The 21405-nt window shown below is 34.5% G+C and carries 11 protein-coding genes; 5 read left to right on the top strand and 6 right to left on the bottom strand.

What is annotated here, in order from left to right:
• The first annotated feature begins 22 nt into the window (after positions 1 to 22).
• A complete protein-coding gene (locus BW942_RS08320) occupies positions 23 to 1582 on the top strand; it encodes an ABC transporter substrate-binding protein (RefSeq protein ID WP_000348634.1) in 1560 nt (519 codons plus the stop codon).
• Here the strand turns inward: BW942_RS08320 and BW942_RS08315 are convergent.
• The 3 genes from BW942_RS08315 to BW942_RS08305 all read right to left on the bottom strand — a co-directional run bounded on the left by BW942_RS08315 (position 1560) and on the right by BW942_RS08305 (position 8708).
• Positions 1560 to 3968 (bottom strand): transglycosylase domain-containing protein, encoded by a 2409-nt coding sequence (locus tag BW942_RS08315; RefSeq protein ID WP_000010431.1) that lies wholly within the window; start codon positions 3966 to 3968, stop codon positions 1560 to 1562. The genes BW942_RS08320 and BW942_RS08315 overlap by 23 nt on opposite strands.
• A 351-nt stretch (positions 3969 to 4319) precedes the next feature.
• On the bottom strand, positions 4320 to 5120 hold the full coding sequence (locus BW942_RS08310; RefSeq protein WP_000717891.1) for a DUF1835 domain-containing protein: 801 nt from the start codon (positions 5118 to 5120) through the stop codon (positions 4320 to 4322).
• A gap of 1605 nt (positions 5121 to 6725) precedes the next feature.
• Complete coding sequence (locus tag BW942_RS08305) at positions 6726 to 8708, bottom strand: OmpA family protein (RefSeq protein WP_000557278.1); 1983 nt, start codon at positions 8706 to 8708, stop codon at positions 6726 to 6728.
• Between the two features lie 100 nt (positions 8709 to 8808).
• Between BW942_RS08305 and BW942_RS08300 the strand changes: the two genes are divergently transcribed.
• Together BW942_RS08300 and BW942_RS08295 are read left to right on the top strand one after the other, a co-directional pair.
• Entirely contained in the window at positions 8809 to 10443 is a 1635-nt protein-coding gene (locus tag BW942_RS08300) for an ABC-F family ATPase (protein ID WP_000626143.1), read from the top strand.
• Between the two features lie 1324 nt (positions 10444 to 11767).
• The gene (locus tag BW942_RS08295) at positions 11768 to 13069 is read left to right on the top strand and encodes an LA_0442/LA_0875 N-terminal domain-containing protein (RefSeq protein WP_372510585.1); all 1302 of its coding nucleotides are present in this window, start codon (positions 11768 to 11770) and stop codon (positions 13067 to 13069) included.
• Here BW942_RS08295 and BW942_RS08290 read toward each other — a convergent pair.
• From BW942_RS08290 to BW942_RS08275, 3 genes are all read right to left on the bottom strand, one after another.
• Complete coding sequence (locus BW942_RS08290) at positions 13051 to 13371, bottom strand: helix-hairpin-helix domain-containing protein (protein WP_000038408.1); 321 nt, start codon at positions 13369 to 13371, stop codon at positions 13051 to 13053. The two genes, BW942_RS08295 and BW942_RS08290, sit on opposite strands and share 19 nt — an antisense overlap.
• A gap of 1002 nt (positions 13372 to 14373) precedes the next feature.
• Positions 14374 to 15030 (bottom strand): CatB-related O-acetyltransferase, encoded by a 657-nt coding sequence (locus tag BW942_RS08285; RefSeq protein WP_001181527.1) that lies wholly within the window; start codon positions 15028 to 15030, stop codon positions 14374 to 14376.
• Positions 15031 to 16631: 1601 nt separating this feature from the next.
• A complete protein-coding gene (locus BW942_RS08275; protein ID WP_000615700.1) occupies positions 16632 to 18347 on the bottom strand; it encodes an acyl-CoA dehydrogenase family protein in 1716 nt (571 codons plus the stop codon).
• A gap of 484 nt (positions 18348 to 18831) precedes the next feature.
• Between BW942_RS08275 and BW942_RS08270 the strand changes: the two genes are divergently transcribed.
• Together BW942_RS08270 and msrA are read left to right on the top strand one after the other, a co-directional pair.
• Positions 18832 to 20301, top strand: a complete 1470-nt coding sequence (locus BW942_RS08270; protein ID WP_000810899.1) for a porin — start codon at positions 18832 to 18834, stop codon at positions 20299 to 20301.
• 449 nt (positions 20302 to 20750) lie between these two features.
• Positions 20751 to 21278 carry a peptide-methionine (S)-S-oxide reductase MsrA gene (gene msrA / locus BW942_RS08265; protein ID WP_000434146.1) on the top strand — a complete coding sequence of 176 codons (528 nt, stop codon included), beginning with the start codon at positions 20751 to 20753 and terminating at the stop codon, positions 21276 to 21278.
• The last annotated feature ends 127 nt before the right edge of the window (positions 21279 to 21405 follow it).

Here is a 21405-nt window from a genome sequence, read left to right as displayed (position 1 = left end):
AGGAGCCGTTTATATATGTTCATTGGACGGGTTTAGTCTTTTGAATACTTATCTAACCTTTTTTGCAGGAATCCTCGTTTTGTCCCTTCTTTTTTCCGGTTGTAAATCTAGAGAAGAGGATCCTGAAGAATTGATTCTTTCTATTCCATCCGATCCGATTAGTTTGGATCCGCTTTTCTCTACCGATTTGTCTTCTCGCACGCTCGGAAAATTTTTATATCCGTTTTTATTCCAAAAAGTACAGAACGATAAATCTAACTATCAACTTGTAGAATCGTTTCAATTGGTAGGTACCGGAAAAATTCGTTCTCTCAAACTCAAGCTTAGAACGTATACTTTGTCCAACGGGGAAAAATTAAAAGCAGAACAGGTTCTAGAATCTTTGAATCGGTTAGTGAATACTCCTGGTCCTAGAAAAAGCCAATACTCTTTTATTAAAGAAATCAACGTTCTTTCGGAAAAAGAAATAGAACTAAAAATTACGGGCGGACTTAGGCACGCAGTGGATTTACTTTCTTTACCACCTGCTGGAATTGTTTGTTGCAAAACCGCAGATTCAAAAAAATTGGAACCTGAATCGTTTGAAACATTAGAAAAAAAGAATGTATTGGAGATTCCTAAGGCCGGAAGATACTTTCTGAGAGAGTGGAAAAAAAATAATTATATACTTTTAGAAAAAAATCCTTATGTAAACGAAGATCTTCCAAAAAAAATCCGTTTGAGAATTTTGGCTTCCGCTTCTACGGGTGTGTTTCTTTTTTCCAAGGGAAGAATGGATCTGATGCGTATTCCAAATTTCTTATTAAAAAATCCTCATATTCAAAAAGAGAATCTTAGATTTAGAAAAGGAGGAGGTATTCAATACATAGCTATCAATGCGAACGAACCTTGTTTTGATTTGAATTTTAGAAAAGCTTTAAATACTTCTGTAGACGCTAATCTAATAATCCAAAAATTATTGGAAGGGAATGCGGATCTAACTTTTGGTCCGGTTCCTTTGGGAACTATCGGGTTATCTAAAATTAGAAAGATTATAGAGGAGAATCCCGAAATTCTTTCGATTCAAAATCATTCTCATAAGAAAGCGAATGAATATCTAAAAAAGTCTTCTTGTTATCCGAAAATTTTAGAAAGAGAAATTGATTTTAGAATGAGAGGAGACGAGGAGAATAACGCGAATGGTTTGGCTTTGGTCAGTTTTTTAAACAAACTCGGATTAAAGGTTAAAATTCGTCCTATGGAAAAAACGACTCTTTATAAAGAAAATTCAGAAGGAAAAGGAGATCTAACGTTACTTTTTTGGTACGCGGATTTACCGGGGGTTTGGAACTTTATAGATCCCTTATTTTCTGGTAGAGACAAGGGTAATGGCGGAAACAGGGCGCACTATGAAAATCCGGAACTTGAAAATTTATTTTCCAAGGTTAGAAATTCCGATTCCTTGAGTTTGGAATCGGAAGCGACTCAGGCTTTAAGGATTCTTCTCAGAGAAAATCCTTGGATCTTTCTTTGGTCACCATATGAAGCTTTTCTAATATCCGAAAAAGCAAAACGTTATTCTAATTTGGAGGATTATCTGTAGTTTCTGGAAGTTCTAATTCTACGGAATCTCCGTCTCCATCTTCTGCTTGAGGAAGAGGGTTTGTAGTAGTCCCAGGTTCTTGGGCGGAAGTTTCCGGAGTTGCAGTTATAGAACCAGCAGGAGAAGGAGGTTGTTCTCCGATATAATAATATTGACCATACAACGGATACATACAAGGAACGGAAGAATGTAATTGTAAACCGGTTTCTCCGCAGACGTCCACTTGCACAAAATCACCGTTAAACGGTTTGATTAGCGTGTTTGAAAATCCTATATTTTTTGCAATATAGTTTACGTAACGAAACCAGATGTTTCCACTGATCGCGGAACCAGAACCTTCAAACGGAGCCCCCACGTCGTTTCCAATCCAAACGGTTGTGACTAAATCAGGATTGATTCCCGCAAACCAAACGTCTCTCACTCCTTTGCGTGATCCCCATTTTTTACGGGCTTCTTTGGGAGATTGGACCGTTCCAGTTTTACCTCCCATCGGAAAAGAATCTTCATCTTTCAATTTTAGCTTCATTGTTCCCTGTTCGCTTAACACCGCCTCTAAAAGATTGATCGTTTCTGCACAGGCAACAGAATCTAAAATCTGAACCGCTTCGTTTGGATCCTTTAGAGGAGTGGAGAACATTTCGCTACCTTCAAAATCCGTAATTCTAAGAATTTGAATGGGGGAAACTTTTTTGCCTCCGTTTGCGATTGTAGCGTAAATTAAAGCGAGTTCCATCGGAGACAATTCTCCTGAACCTAATGCTAAAGAAAGATTTGGTTGGAACCTTTTTTCAAGAGTTGACTTGTCTATGTCTAAGATCATTGAAATTTTTTCCAAAAATTCATTCACACCGAATTCGTTTAACAATTTGACTGCGATTGTGTTGATCGATTGTGCGAAAGCGATTCTTGCTGTGACTTCTCCTTTGTAACCTTTATACCAATTTTTAGGGGAATAACCTCTGATGTTGATCGCTTCGTCTATTACCATAGAAGAGGGAGTGATAATTCTATTCTCGAAAGCAATTGTGTAGACTAAGGCCTTGATTGTAGAGCCTGGTTGTCTGAGCGCCGACACTGCTCTGTTAAGTCTAAATATATTAGAAATTTTGTAACTACCTACCATTGCCTCTATATAACCGTTTCCTGGATTGATTGAAATCAAGGAGCCGTTCATATTGTCTATGATCGATTGTTGGATTCTTGTTTCTTCGGAATTTCCTTTTTTAGAGTAGGAAGCTTTTGTTTCATTCAGTTTTTTGCGAACGGATTCGATACCTTCTCTTAAAGATTTTTCAGCGGCTTCTTGTTTATCATAGTCCAGAGTTGTATAAACGTTCATTCCTCTCGTTTCAATGTCTATTTCGGAGAACGTATCTAAAATATGCTGACGAATTCCGTAATTAAAATCGGGGGCGAGATTAACAGTAAAGTCCTTATCAAAGCCGTATCTTGCTATATCAGAAGAATAGAATTCTTTTTCGCCGTCTTTAGTGATTTCCACATTGTAGAAGGATTTGAATTTTTTCAGATTCGAATCTATCTTACGAGGAAAGTTTTTATCGATGTTAGAAGGATTGGGATGTAGATGTTGATTTTGTGCCATCGGAATCAAAACGAGCTTCTGTCTTTTTAGAGCGGTTTTTAAACTTCTAACTGGATTATAATTAGAAGGGGCTGGAATGATTCCTACGAGCATAGCTGCTTCTTCGGGAGTCAGTTCCGTAGCAGCCTTGTTGAAGTAATAACGGCTCGCTTCTTCTACTCCGGTATTTCCTTCTCCTAAAAAGATTCGATTGAGATACATGGAAAGAATCGTGTTCTTATCAAATTGGTTTTCGAGATAAAAAGTACAGTAGAATTCCGTAATTTTGTTAAATATGTTTCGTGCTCCCAAATCCAAGGTAAGTTTTGCAAGTTGTTGAGTGATCGTGGAACCACCTTGTTTTTGAAATGTAGTCAAATTGATAAAGATTGCTCTTAAAAGCGCGGTGTAATTGATTCCGTGATGGTTATAAAATTCTCTATCTTCGGAAGAAAGAAGCGCCCAGATAATATTTCCGTGTTCGGCGAGATTGTCCGTGCGAATCGGTTTAAACTTTCTTCTGGAAAATTCTCCGATTAATTTACCGTTTCTATCTAAAATTCGAATTGGACGAATTTGACTGACTTCGTAATAATTTGTGACCTCGTTTTTAAACTTATCTAGATTGGAGACAACTTTATCTTTTTTGGATAACCAAACTACATAAGAACCACCGATTAAGAAAGAGATGACCGAGATCGTTACAATGATCGCATAACGTAAAATTTTTCTCCAGTGATTTCTTGAAAAATGGAGAATCTTTATGAGGCCGGCTCCAATGGATTTGAAAATTGAGAATGACATGATTCCTCTAACAGATTATCTTAAAAACAATGAATCTTTTTAAAAAATAAGAAAACATTTAAAAAGAATTCTACAACGATATTCATTTCTTTGGTATTAATACCAAGATCATTTTAATCTTACAATTATATTTCACTTTTGGATTTTTGGAAGTAGAATAGAAACGACACGATCTTTGTAAAGTATTAGAAATCTTTTTCGTTTAGAATTTTGGAACGTGTCAGAAGCGCTTATTAAAATAAAAAACCTGTCTCTAAATCGAAACAGAGTTTACTAAACGATCTCAGCGAGGTAGTTTATGTGTTTGATTCTTTTGATAAAACAAAGTGGAACTTAGAAAGTAGGTTAGAGTTATTTTATGGTTAATTTAACCTTGTATGTAGAATAAGACTCTAATGAACCTTCTATTTTAAATATACCTTGTGTGATTAAGGTTCTCAGACGATATTCCCAAAATCTGTCTTGTATCAGTTGTTCGTAATCGCTTAGGGTTGTTCCAATCAATCGAATTGCATCACAAAAAGAATTTTGAGCATCTAGTTTTTTTGCACATTCGATGATAAATAAATCCAAATGATTTTCTTCGACTGAAAGGACTCGATCGCCTTTCCGAACTCGAAGTAAATTTGTACTATTTAAAAACGTTTCCCATTCTTTTTTTAAGTTTATTTTTTCAAGATTTGTTAAAAATGGATTTTCTTTGGACTTTTCGTAAATTTTTGAAATTTCTTCAGATGATAATTGCCCCGTACTAAAAACTTCATAGTCTTTATGGAATAATTCTTTGTAAGCTTTAGAAGCGTGAATAACGCGGATTTGGTTTTGTCCTTCTAATAATGAAATTATAAAACAAAGTCCAAGATGGTCCCTTGCACAATCTCCTTTCCAGATAGTTATCGGTAAATCTTTAGGAATGGAATGGATTTCTTTCAAACATTGTATAAAGTCGGAAAAATAATGTTCGTCGAAACTTATATTTTTAAAAAGCCATTGTTGTCTCTTTTTTTGTCCAACTTCTGTGTTGATATGATAGATAGGACCTATGGAAAGATCATCCCAAAATGAGGTGGCTTTCTGATTGAGTTGTTTTAAATCGTAAGTTGTTGTTTCGGAAAAAGAAATTTGAATTTCTGAATATTCTATTTTTTTCATGTTTTATGTTATGAGCAATGTATATATAATAAGAGTTAGAATAAGAAGATGATTTTAGCATTCTGATCTAAGCTACAGAATTAATTATCCAATCCGATAGTCTACACTAAATAATGCGAACTCTGCAAAAGAAAATATGGGCGAATCTGGCATTGTCAGACTGCGCTTTTCGTTTCAGTCAATAAATTGCATGAAAGAAATGTTATACAATATTCATCTTTTGTTTTAATTGATTATAGAGCGCGATTTGGAAAACTCAGAGAATGTCTTTAAGGATCGGCATTCAGGAGGTGTTTTATTGAGTTCCAGAAATGAAACGCTGAGTTTAAAAGAGCGTTTTGCTGGTTCTTTTGCTTCAATCTTTTTTACGTTCACAGGGGAGGGGAACCCACTTAATTTTTCTTATTTCTGGCCTCAAAAATGTGGGAACTCTTACGTTTAAAAGACATAATATTTTTCTAAAGCGTATTCTTGTATTCCATTCAGGTTTTCTTGTTAAACAATTCTAGGAACTCCTGAAATTTGCAATTTTGCAGTAAAACTTAAAATTGTGGGAACTCTTACAAAACCCAATAATCCTGATTAAACGAAATTCTTAAGAACTTCTGCATGTCAGAGTTTGTCCTAAACGCCGATCCATAAAGAGGCATCACCAACCCCACAAGTTGAATAGGATTTTAGAATCAGAATGAACTCAACAGAACGGGCTTTCTATGGATCGCCGTTCTGGGCTCAAAAAGGCACATTTTTCAAGTGTTCCGACAAGAATGAGTCTTTTTACTTGTAAAAAGTATGTTTTTCTGATAAAGAAAACCTTTCCACCTCCTCCCCCACCCAAAAATAGGGAAAACTCAGCACAACGCTTTCCTATGGGTCGCGTTGGAAAACTCAACACAACGCTCTTTATGAATCGCGTTGTGGGGTGGGAACTAAGTTTTACAGAAGATTTTGTCGTAATTCCGACGATAGATCTTGAGATCCAATTATTTGTGGGTAAGGTTATGATAAAGAGGTGTCTGCTGAGTTTCCACTGACCTGCAGAGCGCGCATAGAAGCGAGACTCTAAGTGGCCTGATTGAGTTTCGCAAAAATGTGGGAACTACTATGAAAATTGAACTACATTAGACGGCTTGAAACTTCACAAATTGCTAAATGCAATTTAATTTGTAGGAACTACTGTAGAATATTAAAAATTTCTAAAGAATTATAGCGTAAAATTCCTTGAGGTTTTGAGATAAACTCTTAGTAAAAGAGTCCATTAATTTTTGGATACTATTTCTATACGTACGGTAATAAATGACGTGAGTTCGACTTAAGAAAAACTAGAAAAATTTTTCTAAAAGTAGTAATTCCTACATTTATGGAAATCATTGATTCTAATTTTTAAAGGTAAAAAACGGTGGAGTTCCCACAATTCAAAGTTTTATCGTAAAATATAGATTTGTGAGTTCCCACAGATTCAGTTACATAATAAATTTTTAAATATTCATTTTTTAAGATTCGAGTCGGGGAGTTCCCACATTTATTTTTTATGAAAAAATCAGTTTTTTATAAAATGAATCCTTGCACCGAACACACGTTCAATATCCAAAATATAAAAAAGTTTTATTTACTTTTTTTCAAAATCGTAAAATTGACCCTTCTGTTTTTTTTGCGTGCTTCTTCGGAATCATTTTTACTCAAAGGAACACTGTCCCCAAAACCTTTGGTTTGGATTCTAGTCTTAGAAATAGAATGTTTTTGAAAAAGATATTCTGCGACCGCCGCCGCTCTTTTTTCGGAAAGAATTAGATTGTCTTTTTTCTTGCCAATGTTGTCGGTATGACCTTCAATCTGAATTTCAATATCTGGATTTTCCTTTACAATTTCCGCGAGACGATCCAGTTCTGGGGCGGATTCCGGAGCGATTTGAAAACTCTTGGACTCAAAAAATAAATTATTGATTTGAATGGAACCTCTTTCTCGGATCGGAGGAAGTTGTAAAATTACTTCCACTTTTTCAGAGAATTTCTTTTTAGAACTTAGATTCAAATTTTGTGATACTGGAAGATAACCCTTTTTCTGGGCGTAAAAACCGTAGTTTTCGCCGAAGGGGAGAATGATCGAAAAATTACCATTAGAAGGATCGCTTTTGGCGCTACCGATCTTTTCGTGAGACTTTAAAGATTCATAATGTATGTCAGCAGAAAGAGGGTTACCATCCGTATCTAAAACTTTTCCGTTTATGATCACGACCTTCTCTGGGCGCATTTCTTTAGGAAGATAAGCCATAAACAATCGGCCGTCTTTGCTTATATAGGCCCAGTCGCTATTCGCGGGAATTGAAAAAAAATTTACACCTTTTAGATTTTCGGAAACCTCGACAGGTTTGGTCCATTGATCCCAACCTTCTCCGATTCTTTTTGTCATATAAATAGAGAGCCCTTTATGACCGTCGCTAGAAAAATAAAGGGTTCTATCATCGCTTGCTAAAAAAGGAGCCATCTCTTCATGAGTTGTGTTGATCACATCTCCTAAGTTCGTACCTAAAGGAAAGGTTCCGTCGTTTAACATTTTGCTAACATAAAGATCCAATTTTCCTTTGGAATCCTTATGTTGAGAAGAATAGATTAAAATTCTCCCTGAAGAAGAAAGAGTAGATCCACCGAAAATTTCTTGGCTTGAATCGTTTCTCTTTCTATAAAGATTATAAAAATTAGGAAAGTTTAATATACTTGGTTTAGACCAGGAATCTTTTTCCTTAAAACTTTTATAAAGAGGAACTCTGCTTGAAATTTGTTTCGTTTTTTCGTCATATTCTGCTCTAAGTTCTTCTATCTTTTTTCTATATACGTTTGAATTTTTAGAAGAACGAGCGGCCAAGTCTGCTTTCGTTTCAAAATCTTTACTGAGTTCGTCTAAAAGTTCTTTTTCGCCAAACGTTCCAAAGACGAAAAGTTCGTTACCACCAGGAAGTGCAGAGATAACAGCGGAAGGCATTTCATTATTTAAAGGAGCGTTCATTTCCTTACCATCTTCCCAAAAACCTTTTTCGTCTAATTTGGAATACCAAATCTTTTGAGTTCCGGATTTACCTCGTTTGACATAAGCGGTCCAAAAAAGATATTTACCGTCTGGGGAAACTGTAGGATTGAATGCAAAAATATTATGATTTACGTAATCAGGAATTTTTTTGATCGTCCAAGGTTTGATTTCTTTCGAATCCCAAAAGGGATAAATTTCATAACGTATAGGATTGCAGGTGGAACCTTTCATACTACATAAAATTCTTACGGTCTTGTCGTTGAGTTGAGAAAGTTCGGAAGTAATTTCGTTGGATTCGATGGGGACGTATGCGTTTTCGGTACTAAGTAATTTTCCAAATTGAAGAATTTTTCCAGTTAATAATTTATAGCCAATTTCTAGTTTTAATGTTTCGTTATGAGAAACGTTTTTGAATTTTTCTCTTTGTGATGCGAGTTGAGTAAAATTTTCTTTAGGAATCCAAGAAGCAGAGTCGCTTAGTTTTTTTGAGGAAGAATTTTTATTCTCAGACTGAAGACCAGAGAAAAGCAAAAGGCTTAAGATCAGAGTCAGCAGGGTATGCATACGTTTTCAACTTCGGTAGAATTTCAAAAGTACTTAATTCTACTTTTTATTGGCAAAAAACCCTATTTTGAAAATCATGGTCATCAGGCAGGTATCCTAAATGATCAGCACTTCCGGATTGACTCTAAACTTTGGTAAAAAGATACTTTTTGAGAACGTTACCGTAAAGTTTAAGGAAAATTGCAGATACGGATTGATCGGAGCAAACGGTTCCGGAAAATCCACGTTTATGAAAATTCTCGCTGGGATAGAGCAAGCGGCGAGTGGTTCTGTTTCTATAGACGCGGGTTTAAAATTAGGATATTTAAAACAAGATCACTACGAGTATGAAAATGAAACCGTTTTGAATACAGTCATCATGGGAGACAAAGAACTTTGGGAAGTTTCTCAAGAAAGAGATGCGATCTATTCTAAACCGGAGATGTCCGATGAAGATGGAATCAGAGTTTCCGAACTGGAAGAAAAATACGGAGAACTAGGCGGATACGAAGCGGAAAGCACCGCAGGGGAATTGTTAGAAGGATTAGGAATTCCTACCTCAAGTCATACTCAAACCCTTGCCTATTTAACGGGAGGATTTAAACTGAGGGTTCTTTTGGCTCAGGTATTATTTCAAAAACCGGATATACTTCTTTTAGATGAACCTACCAACCACTTGGATATTAAGACCATTCATTGGTTAGAGGAATTTTTAACCAACTACCGCGGAGTGGTGATCGTAATTTCCCACGACCGTCACTTTATCAATTCGATAGCGACTCATATTGCGGATTTAGATTATCAATCCTTAACAGTTTATCCGGGCAACTATGACGACTTTATGGAAGCTTCTACGATGGCCCGTGAACGTCTGTTAGACGAAAACAAACGTAAGAAAGAAAAGATCGCCGAACTACAAGATTTCGTAAATAGATTTAGTGCAAACGCGAGTAAGTCCAAACAAGCTACTTCTAGACAAAAGCAGATAGAAAAAATCAAGTTAGACGATGTTAAACCTTCTTCTAGGGTTTCACCTTATATTCGTTTTAAAATGAAAAAGACACTTGGAAAGGACGTGATCCTAGCAGAAAATATTTCCAAGTCTTACGATAGACCCATCTTCAAGGATTTTACGATCAACATTACTAAAGGTGAAAAGATCGCAATCATCGGAACCAACGGTGTTGGAAAAACGACTCTTTTAAAAACGTTAATGAAACAGATCGAACCAGATAATGGAAAGGTGGCAATGGGAGATTCGGTCACTTCTTCTATTTTTCCACAGGATCATAGAGAAGGTATATTAGAAGATGCTGATACGCTTGTAGACTGGCTTTACAGATACGCTGATCCAGGAACCGAGATGGAGGAAATCAGGGCGATATTAGGAAGAATGTTGTTCAGCGGGGATATGGCCAAAAAACCGACTAGTGTACTTTCTGGAGGAGAAAAATCCAGGCTGATCATCGGAAGGATGATCATTTCCGGAGATAACCTTTTGGCCCTGGACGAACCTACGAACCATTTGGATTTGGAAACGATAGAAGCTTTGAATTATGCCCTTTCCATATTTGAAGGAACCGTAATATTCGTTTCTCACGATCGAGAGTTCGTATCTTCACTTGCGACCCGTGTGATAGAAGTTTCCACCGAAGGAATCCGTGATTTTAAAGGAACTTACGAAGACTTCCTAGAAAGAGAAGGCGCTGAATTTTACAAACGTTTATCTGGTGGTCCCGTTTTGGCAGAAACTTAAGAGTTTGTCCCAAAAACTATCAAACAACCCGATTGAGTTTCACAAAATGGCGGGACTCATACAGAAATTATAATAACAAAAGAATACTAAAAAACTATAATCTTTAATAGAGTTGTTGAAAAATTCCATAGCAACAATTAACAAAACGCTTCAATCGACCGTTTCCATACAACGAAAACCCATAGAGAATTAATTTTTCAACAATTCTAATACTGTGGGAACTACCAAATTTTGTTGGAGATTCTAAGAGGATTGATTTTAAGGTTTTTAGATCAGCTATAGATATAACGTGAGCTCAGGACTACAAATTAAGATTTCATAGCGAAATTTTCAAGATCCGGAATTTTTCCACGCGAAAGGATCATTTGGAAAACAGAATCGACAAAACCGCTATTGTTTTTTTCTAAAAACAATAGTAAATTAGTATTTTAGAAAATTATAATGTGATTGATTGACTTTTCTGGAAATTTTTGTCTTACAATTCTGTTTTTAGGAGCGGTATTGTGTAATACAGATCTTTGAATGGCGGCTTTCGGAGAAAAAACATTTTGTAGCTAGAATTTTTTTCGTATTTTGTCTTTGTTTTTTAGTAATTGTTTCTCCGAAACCGGGCTCTCGGCTCCGGTCAATAAATTGAAAAAAATAAAAAAGTGAGAGAGTTTTCTTTTAACAATTTATTGACCCCGCGTCGATCCCTGCCGCTTTGTAATTTCGAAAAATATTGTATTCTTAAAATTTGATATACTAAAAAGTAATATGATCTTTGCTGAAGTTGTTATGTTGGGTTTTATAGAAATGAGTTTATTTCGTTTTTTCACTCAGAGTTTGCCCCGAAACTGTCCAATGTGGGGGCTACTACGAAAATTTAACGACATTAGAACTACTCAAAAGTTTGCAAGCTGTCGAATGTGACTTAATTTGTAGAAACTACTGCATTTTATTAAAAATTTCTAAAGAATGATCGTGTAAAATTCTTTGAGATTTTGGGACAAGTTCTAAGTATCATGAACTCTAAAACAAATACGTCGTTAAACTCGGGATTTTAGTATTTCTATTTTATTGCTCTTGCTAAAGGTATCATAAAAATCGATTCTTCATTTTAAAACTCTTTTAGACGATAAAAATTGTACCAATTCTATATTGCTTTTCACGATTATAAAAATGTAATCCATCATTTCTCATAAATTATCCGCAAAATCAAAAAACAATTCAAAAAGTTTCAAACTCTTTTTCATTAAAATTCATTTTTAGAAAATTAAATCGTATTGCAGGATTCAAACAATGTGTTATGATTCCCGATACCTTATTTGTAAAAATAAATTTTATGAAAAAATTTATTTCTTATTGGATCATAATTTTTTTAACCGTAACGGTTTCACTTAAAAGCGAAACCGTTCTTTTAAAGTCCGGAAAAAAAATAGAAGGAAATATATTAAACCAAGATAAAGAAACGGTCACGTTTAGACTTTCGGACGGAACCACAAAAGTTTTTCAGAAATCGAGCATTCAAAAAATATCTTTTTCGAAAATTACAGAGCCGATCTCTAAAAAAGAAGAAACTAAAAATAAAGAAGAAGAAAAAAAGAGAAAATCAAAAGAACTTGCTGAGTTAGCCGAAAAACAAAAATCCAAATTAGAAAACTCTAAAAAAAGAGAACAGGAACTGATAGATTCAAAAAGACATTATTTGGATGTTTCTTTCGGAATCGGAAACGGTACCGAGCAATCGGAGTTGAGGCCTTTTTATCAAACCATTCAATACGCCGGTTTGGCCTTTAGCAGTTCGGGACAAGCGGAAATCCTTACCAATCCTTATAAAACACCTAACAGTGGCTCTACGACTCGACTCCGATATGTTTGGAATCGATTAACGTTCGAACTACGAGGAACAGAAACAAAACAAAATATAGACGTAAACGGATTTCAAACCCTCGCATTCGGAACCAGTTCAGAATCGGAATCTTCCGGAGAAAGAACGGTTAACGCCATCTTAGGAGAGATGAATACTAAATTTCAAAAAGTTTCTTCTCGTGTTGGTTTTACCCCTTATCCACATCCGGTTTTGGATCTGCAAATTTTGGGAGGAATAGAAAGGATGTGGACTAGAACCAGTCAAGAAGTAGATAGTATCGGTCAAAAAACTGGAAGTGGAATCGATCCTAGTCGCATTAGTTTTCGCGAATATTCTAGTCATCATAAGGGATATAGTCTTGGAATTGGATTTGAATGGAAATTTTTGAAGCGATTTTCCCTACAAGGTCAAATTCTCCATCTAGATATGACAAGCCCTTCTTCTTTTAGAAATAATGAATATAGAATGGACAGTTCCAACCAAATGCTCCGTTTAAATCAATTTGGTTTAGATTACCGATGGAAATCCATAGGAACCGAAATCAATTTTAGACTTTCCACAAAGTTAATGGGAAACTGGAGTTTATTTATGGAAACGAGTAACATGAATTTAAAGAATACGCTTCAAACCGGTTATATCACCGAAAACGAAGGCGATCCGGATCAGCTTGCATTGAAAATTTTCGGGCCGAAAATTTTGATTCCTATGTTATACGAATCTAAAACGATTTTAACTTATGTTCAAGTTGGAGTCAATTATCGTTTGGATTTTTGATTTTTTTCGGTATCTTTCCAATTCCACCACTTTAACTTTTCTGAATTTGGTTTTTTAGTATTTAAAGAATAATGAACACAACGAAATACATAGAGCATACATCGATCTACATATCCTCCATGTAATTTACAACAAAGGACATATAATTTCTCTGGATCTGCAATGCGAATTTCTTCTAAACTTCTAAAACCTAAATTCCAATAATCCATCGAGACCGATTTTCCGACTCCGGGCAAGGTCTGAAATTCTTTTAATATTTCGATTTGGTCTGTATGATTTTTAGAATATTTTTTTTTACTCATATATTTTAGTCTGCAACTTCAAGAATGTTTTTTCTTTTAAAGCCTGAAATAATCCTACTTTATTTTTTATGTTATCAAGTCCAAACTCTAAATCCGTATTTAACCCGATTTCTAAAAAATAGAGTTGTTGAAAAATTCCCTAGTTCCGATTAACAAAACTGCTTCAATTGCCGGTTTCCATAAAATAGAAACAGATGGAGAATTAATTTTTCAACAATTCTAATGATTCAAACTTGCAATATTACTGCTCGGACGCATAAAAAATACTACAAATGCTCTTGTTTCAAAATTTAGAATTTCCTCTGAAAAAGAAAACCATTTCAGGTTAGACAAAATTTTTAAAAACCTATTCATCTTTATAAAATCAAGCATCAATTTTTTGGTGTTATCTTTATACGTTCGAATCGTATAAAATCCCGATTTTTTATTGGTATTACTACAAAGTTTTTCAAAAAGACTTTAGAAGTCGTTTTTTATTGAAAATGAGACGTGTTGTGGGAACTACCACTTCCGTATATTTTACAATAAGGTTGTGGAAAATTTAGAACGAAAATACGAACTTAGAATACTTTGCCGCGGCAGGGATCGACGCGGGGTCAAGTTATTGAAATTACAAAAATTAAATACATAGCCGTAATACACAATAACTTGACCGAAGCCGAGAGCCCGGTTTCGGAGAAACGATTACTAAAAAACAAAGACAAAATACGAAAAAATTTTTAACTACAAAATGTATTTTCTCCGAAAGCCGCCATTTTAATAGCAGAGATTTATTTTTGCTTTTTATCAGATTGCGGTTACAGTTTTATTGATCGCTTTTATTTAGTAATATTATAAAAATATAATTTTATGTAAAAATACAATATATTATAATAATTTAAAAAACTAATTTGTTCTGATTTTTAAAAAAGGGTTTATGGATGGCTTAAACTGCTTTCCTTATTCTTGTATTCTGTTTCTCAGTTTTCCGAATGATTTGAATCGAATTTACAACATCCGAGTCTAATCAAATTCATCTAGTTTTTTAAAATCAAGAGTTGTCAAAAATTCTAATGAATCCGTAATCTTTTGAGGAGTCCAATCCCACCACTTCAATTTTAAAAGTTTTTCTTTGACTTCTGGAGAAAATCTTTCTCGAATCACTTGAGAAGGATTTCCGGCAACGATCGTATAAGCCGGAACATCTCTGGCTACAACCGAATAAGCACCTATAATTGCCCCATCTCCAATTTTAATTCCTGGGAGAATGATTGCATTGGTTCCAATCCAAACGTCGTTACCTACAATCGTATCTCCTTTATCCGGAAAATCTCCAGGTTTAGGCATGGATTTTTCCCATCCGTTTGAAAAAATCGCAAAAGGAAATGTAGAGAATGCACTCGTCTTATGATTGGCTCCATTCATGATGAATTTTACACCAGTTGCAATCGCGCAAAATTTTCCGATTAAAAGTTTATCTCCTCGAAAATCGTAGTGATATAGAACATTTTTCTTTTCAAAATGTTCCGGACCATCCGGATCATCGTAATAGGTATAATCTCCTACTTCAATCAAAGTAGACTGAATAAAGTTTTTTAAAAAACCGATTCTAGGAAATTCCGGAAAAGGATAAGGAGTAGAAGGGTTCGGTCCGAAAAAATGCGAGTCTGAATTTTGCATCGATACAATCTCCTTAATGATTGTCTTAAAAACATATCTCTTTTACCTTGCAACCGACTATAGAATTCGGTTTTTACAAGAGTTATTCAAAATTTAAGACAACTTATGAAATAAAAATAGAATATTCAAAAAAATGAATTATTTTAGAAAAAAGAAGAAATGTTAGATGCTCATAATGAATCCAAATTAAATTCGATTTCAGTCCGGTCAATCGTTTAAGAACATTATTTTAGTGATTTTTTATTTAACGATGGTTGTCAAAAAGCGGCGATTCATGAAGAAAATAGAGTTGTTAAAAAGTTCTATAGTGGGAATTAACAAAACCGTTTTCGTTTTAATCGACGTTTCCATAAAACAGATGGGGAATTCGTTTTTCAACATCTCTATTGAAAACGTTGTATTCGGATTTTATAGAAATTCTCTATAATAAGTATATAATGGATTTTTGATTTACTTTAGATTTTTTTAAAATCATACTATAAACTTGTCGAAAAATTTTATATTTCTAATTCAAGGAAACCTATATAAAATAAATTAAATGTTAAAAAATTTACATCACTATGAACAAAACTGAGTTTGTCCTAAGACCTATCGAGAGATCTAAAACGCGATCCATAAAAAGTGTTTATTGAGTTCGGGGAGTGAGATGCTGAATCTGAAAGTGTTCTACTGAGTTTCCCTACGCCTATCAACCGTCTTAGCATTGGTTACTTCGAGTGATCCGGTTGAGTTTCACAAAAATGTGGGAACTACAGCAAAAATTGAACGAGATTAAAACTGCTTGAAAGTTCACAAGTTGCCAAATGTGACCTAATTTGTAACGTGAGTTTCGGCGTAACAAACCTATGATTCTGAAAAAAGTTGAATCTGAGCTTTATAGATCGATTCCTTAAATGTGGGAACTACAGCAATTCATAAAATAGAAGTTTATAATAATTAAATATGTCGTATTCAGGTGTGGGAACTACTGCAAACCACGATTTTATAAACAAATCCTAAAATTGTAGGGACTTATACTTTTAGAAAAATCTTTCTCTGTCGAACTTATGCTAAAATGGGTTAAATTTTGACGATGGCCTGATCGTAAAATGGCGGTTTTGTGCAAAATCAGATTGGACGATGATTCTTTCTATATTTTGTAGTAGTTCCCACAATTTTTAAAGTTTAACTGTGAAATCCACAACTTGTGAGAGTTCCCACAGGTTAAGGTATATTACGAATTTTTAAACATTTATTTTTTATGAAAAAATCAGGTTTTTATAAAACGAATCTTTTACGCGAACTTACATGAACGTGAGTTCGACGTAAGAATATTTGGGCGAATCGCTCGCAAATTTTATAGTATACAATGGCTCGCGACCGCGCTTGAACTCAATGTTGCTCCTTGCTGTCGCAACATAATGCTGCAATTCCTTCGGAATTTTCGCTACAATCGCTTTCGCATACCAAACTCACGTTACATTAATTTGTAGGAACTACTGCATTTGATTAGAAATTTCTAAAGAATTATCGCTTAAAATTCTTTGAGGTTTTGAAACAAATTCTTTAATAAAAAAGAAAGTTGATTTTTTAAAAATTTTCTAGAAAGCTTTTTAAACAAATTATAAAACTTTAATTTTGTTTACTTCTTTTAATTTTGCGAGATTTCCTTCCAAAACAGAAAGAGTATCTATATGATAATCTTTTACGTGTTTGAGCCGAACTAATTTTTTATCTTCCGGAAGTCTTTTACAAGAAAGTTCAAATAAAATTCCCGCTAAAAGTCTGGAACAAGTCAATACGATCTCTTCCGCATATATATCTTTCATTTCTTTTTCCGGAAGTTCCTTATAAAGTTTTACTAATTCTTGAAATCCGTAAAACAGTTTATGAGTAAAAGAAGAGTCGGATCGGCTTATCAATTCGGATACGTATTCTCCAAACGTATGAGTTAAGCCGGAAGTAATTCCTCCGATACAAGCATTGATTTGAATCTGAGAAGTTCCGTCATAGATCGTAACAATCCTTGCGTCTCTATAAATTCTAGAAATATCATAATCTTCCGTATAACCAGAACCACCGTGAACCTGAAGGGCGTCACTGACCGTCTTTAAACAAGATTCGGAACAATAAAACTTACTAATTGGTGTAAGAATGTTTGCGATTTTCTCCCAATAACGAACCACTGTATCGTTTTTAATTTCTTTTTCTGTAGCTCCTTGTTTTTCAAGTCGAATTGCTCTCCAATAATAACGATCCATAACTCTAGATCCTTCCAGAGTCAGACATCTCATAGCGTATGTTTCTCTTTCGATCTGATCCAATATCTTTTTTACCGCTGGGATTTCTATCAAAGTTTTTCCGAATTGGGTTCTTTCTTTTGCATATTTTAGAGCTTCATAATATGCTGCAGTTGCAAGGCCAGTGGATTGTTGTGCAATTCCCATTCTGGCTCCGTTTAACATTCCCATCGTATATTTTATAAGTCCGTAACCTTCTTCACCGATTAAAAGTCCGGGAGAATTTTCAAAAACTACCTCACAGGTGGGAGAACAATGAAGTCCAAGTTTATTTTCGATTCCTGCAATTTGAACATCCGTACTTTGAACTAGAAAAAAAGAAAGTCCTCTCGCACCGGAATTTATCTCACCCGAACGAGCTAGTGTCAGTAAAACCGCAGGGAGATCTCCAAATCCACAACCATGTGTAATAAAACGTTTGGTTCCGTTTAATGTCCAATTTCCGTTTTTATCTTTTGTGGCTTTGGTTCTTAAATTAGAAAGATCGGAGCCGTGATCTGGTTCAGTGAGCCCCATCGCACAAACAAACTTTCCATCGGCAAAATGAGGTATCCAGTCGCTCTTCATTTGCTCGGTTGCATGACGTTCTAAAATTTCCGCAAGATTTACACATCCGATGGCAATGGCGAGTGACGCGTCGACTCTATAAAAAATTTCTGATATAAAGGATTTAACTGTCCAAGGAATTCCTAATCCTCCGTATTTTCTAGAAAATCCGTAGGCTTGAACTCCTGCTTCTATAACCTTAGAAACTAATTCGAGCATTTTGGGAGGGAATTCTACTTTTCCGTTTTTAAATTTTAAACCCTCTCGATCCAGATCGGCTACGTGCGGAGAAAGTATATTTCCTGCTAAATCTCCGACCGTTTCTAACACAGTTTTATAATATTCTTTTGCTTCAGAAGGGTTCGAAGGTCCTCCTTCTGAAACACCAGAAAAATCGTTTTCGTAATCGAGTATAATTTCTGTCCAAGGTAGAATGTGTACAAAATGATCCTGGATGTCTTGATTGTCCGAAAAATAATTATTTTGAATCATTGTATTCTCCCTTGAATCAGTCAGTATAAAAGAACAGAAAACAAAGAGAAGTAAAAAACGAACTTAAAAGGAATAGAAGTTTAAACCTTTTTTAAAACAAATTCAGAACTTGAAAATTTTCTTAAGTAAATTTCTATAAAATAAATTTTTAATTTGATGAATTGTAATTTTATGCAGTAATTTGATTTTTACTGTTTTGTACGCAATAAGGTTTCTATGAGTTTTAAAACGTCTCCCAATTTTAGAGACAGAATTTTGAACGTTCTATTTTATAGTCCCACTTGGAACTATAAAATAAAGTAACCAGTGTTTTGTAATCAAAATTTACGATAGTCGATTTTATAGGAATCGATAAGTAGAGTCGTTTTATTCAGGTGTTATAGAAAATTCTCTTAACTATTTCTTAACTTTTAAAAGAAGATTCTAATTCCAAATTGTAGTTCCGGAACTTGTCTACAAGAATTTGATTTTATATACTTTTATTATGAAACAAAAAAGAAATTTTCGGAAATTAGAATGTTCTAAAATACGAAATCAAATTGAATTCGGTTCAGATTTCATAATAAAAAACGTATCGAACAAATTGGTTTTTCAGAAATATATTTTTGCAATCTTATATTCTTGTATTTTTATCTTTCCTCTATCTGCGGATTCTCAAAAATCAGATTCATCCACAACTCAAACAGAAGAAAAGGTTCTAAATTCTTCTCATATTTTTCCGAGTAATATCCAGAACAAAAAAGATTCTAGTTCTTCTTTAATCAGTTCTGACTTCTTACAAACCTCTTCTACAAATCTTCAATCGCCAACAAATGAAAAATCAATCGATAAGGATTCTTCACAGATACAAAACGACGATTTTCAATCCAAAGATGAGATCGAAAAAAATGATCATTCTAAAAATACTTCTTCCAAAGAAGCTTCGGAAGAGAACAAACAGATTCCTAAATTCGGATTTTTTATTGATTCTTATTACGCTCACAATCCTTATCGTTCCAGTTCAAGAGATAATCGTTATCTCACTCAACCCGCACGTTGGGATGAAATCAATGTAAACCTTGCTTACATTGATGGTAAGATAGAAACGGATCAATATAGAGGTAGAGTCGCCTTCCAATTTGGAAATTCTGTAAATTCGAATTATAAAAACGAAGTCAGTTCGGAAAAAAATTCCAATGAAGTTTCAGTCAGAAATATTCAAGAAGCTTATGCCGGTATTAAACTTGCAAAAAATCTATGGTTAGACGGAGGAATTTATTTTGGTAATATCGGGCTTGAAAGTTGGATCTCTCACAATAACTGGAATTATTCCAGGGCACTCGCTCTGGATTATGTGCCTTATTACTCGAGTGGTTTTAGACTTTCGTTTCAATATTCAGAAAAACTATCCTTTCAACTTCATCTGATGAACGGCTGGTCTAACATTACGGAAACTAACAAAGATAAGGCGATTGGATCTCAAATCGATTATAAAATTACCGATAAACTTAAAATTACCCATAATACTTTTGTAGGAAACGAGGCTCCTGATAGCCAGGCTCGTCAAACAAGATATTATAATAATTTAATTCTTCAATATCATTTTACAAAACATTTTATTATTGCAGGTTCTGGAGATGTAGGAATTCAAAGAGTTTCGGACCCAGGCGTTCAAGCTTATAGACAATGGTATCATGGAACGTTTTGGATCACCTGGAGACCGATCGAAAAGTTCAGAACTTCTTTACGTTTGGAAAGAATGTTTGATCCTGAACAAACGATCATTCAAACTGCTTCTAAAAATGGATTTTTAACTTCGGGTGCAACGATTACTTTGGATTATATTCCAAACGAAAATGCGTTGGTTCGATTGGAAGGAAGATATTTTCGTTCTTACGACGCGGTTTTTGATCGGGATCAATCCAAATCTAAAGAGGAAAAGTTTATTGTTTTTGCGATTTCGGTTAAAATATAATAGAGTTGTTGAAAAATGAATTCTCCATCTTGTTTCTATTTCGTGAAATGGCCGATTGAAACAGTTTTGTTAACCGCTACTATTGAATTTTTCAATAACTTGAATCTATTTTTTCAAACCTAATTTCCTGAATTTGTGGGAACTACTTTTTTTAAAAAACATAAGGTTTTTCTAAACTTTGAAAATGTGGGAACCACCACTTATTTCCATTTAGAATTTAGACAATTCCCGCTTGCCGCCTGAGTTTGAGAATTTACATGGATTATCCAAAATAATCTTAGAACGTGGGAACTACCACAGAACTTAGATTTGTCTGTAAAATGATGTGGGAACTATTACAAAATGATAAACGGTTTTTAAGCAACGGTTTTTGTGGGAACTACCACTTTTAAAAAAACATTTCTCAAAACTACTTGCAACCTTTGGATTCTAAGCTTGAATCGTCCCCTATGGAACAAGCAACATTAGGCGGCGGTTGTTTTTGGTGTCTCGAAGCGGTATATCAAATGGTGGAAGGAGTGGAATCAGTAACTTCTGGTTATGCGGCAGGAAGGACAAAAAATCCGGATTATCGTTCCGTATGTTCCGGTACTACTGGACACGCGGAAGTGATTCAAATTTCTTTTGATCCCAAAATTATCAGTTACTCTGAAATTCTAGAAGTTTTTTGGATTAGCCATGATCCTACTACACTCAATCGACAAGGAAATGATATAGGAACCCAATACCGATCTATTATTCTTTGTCATTCTAAAGAACAAAAAATACAAGCCGAAGAATCCATCCGAAAAACAGAAGGACATTTTTTAGATCCAATTATAACTCAAGTAGAAGAACTGAAAGAATTTTATCCGGCCGAAAATTATCATCAAAATTACTTCAGAACCAACCCAGAACAGTCTTACTGTCATTATGTGATTAAACCTAAAATAGAAAAATATCTCAAAACCGGTTTTAAAGTCAAAAGCACAAATTAAAAGCCGTTTTAAAAAATATTTTACTCAGAACTATAAATAGAGTATCTAAAAGTTTATTTCTTAATTTAAATTTGTCTCAAAACTTGTAATACTCTATTTTATGGGATTCATAAAAACTCAAAATAGG

It is taken from the genome of Leptospira interrogans, assembly GCF_900156205.1.
GTDB classification, from domain to species: Bacteria; Spirochaetota; Leptospiria; order Leptospirales; family Leptospiraceae; genus Leptospira; species Leptospira interrogans.
The sequence above is the reverse complement of the archived record's forward strand: the minus strand, read 5'-3'. Positions and strand labels throughout refer to the sequence as shown.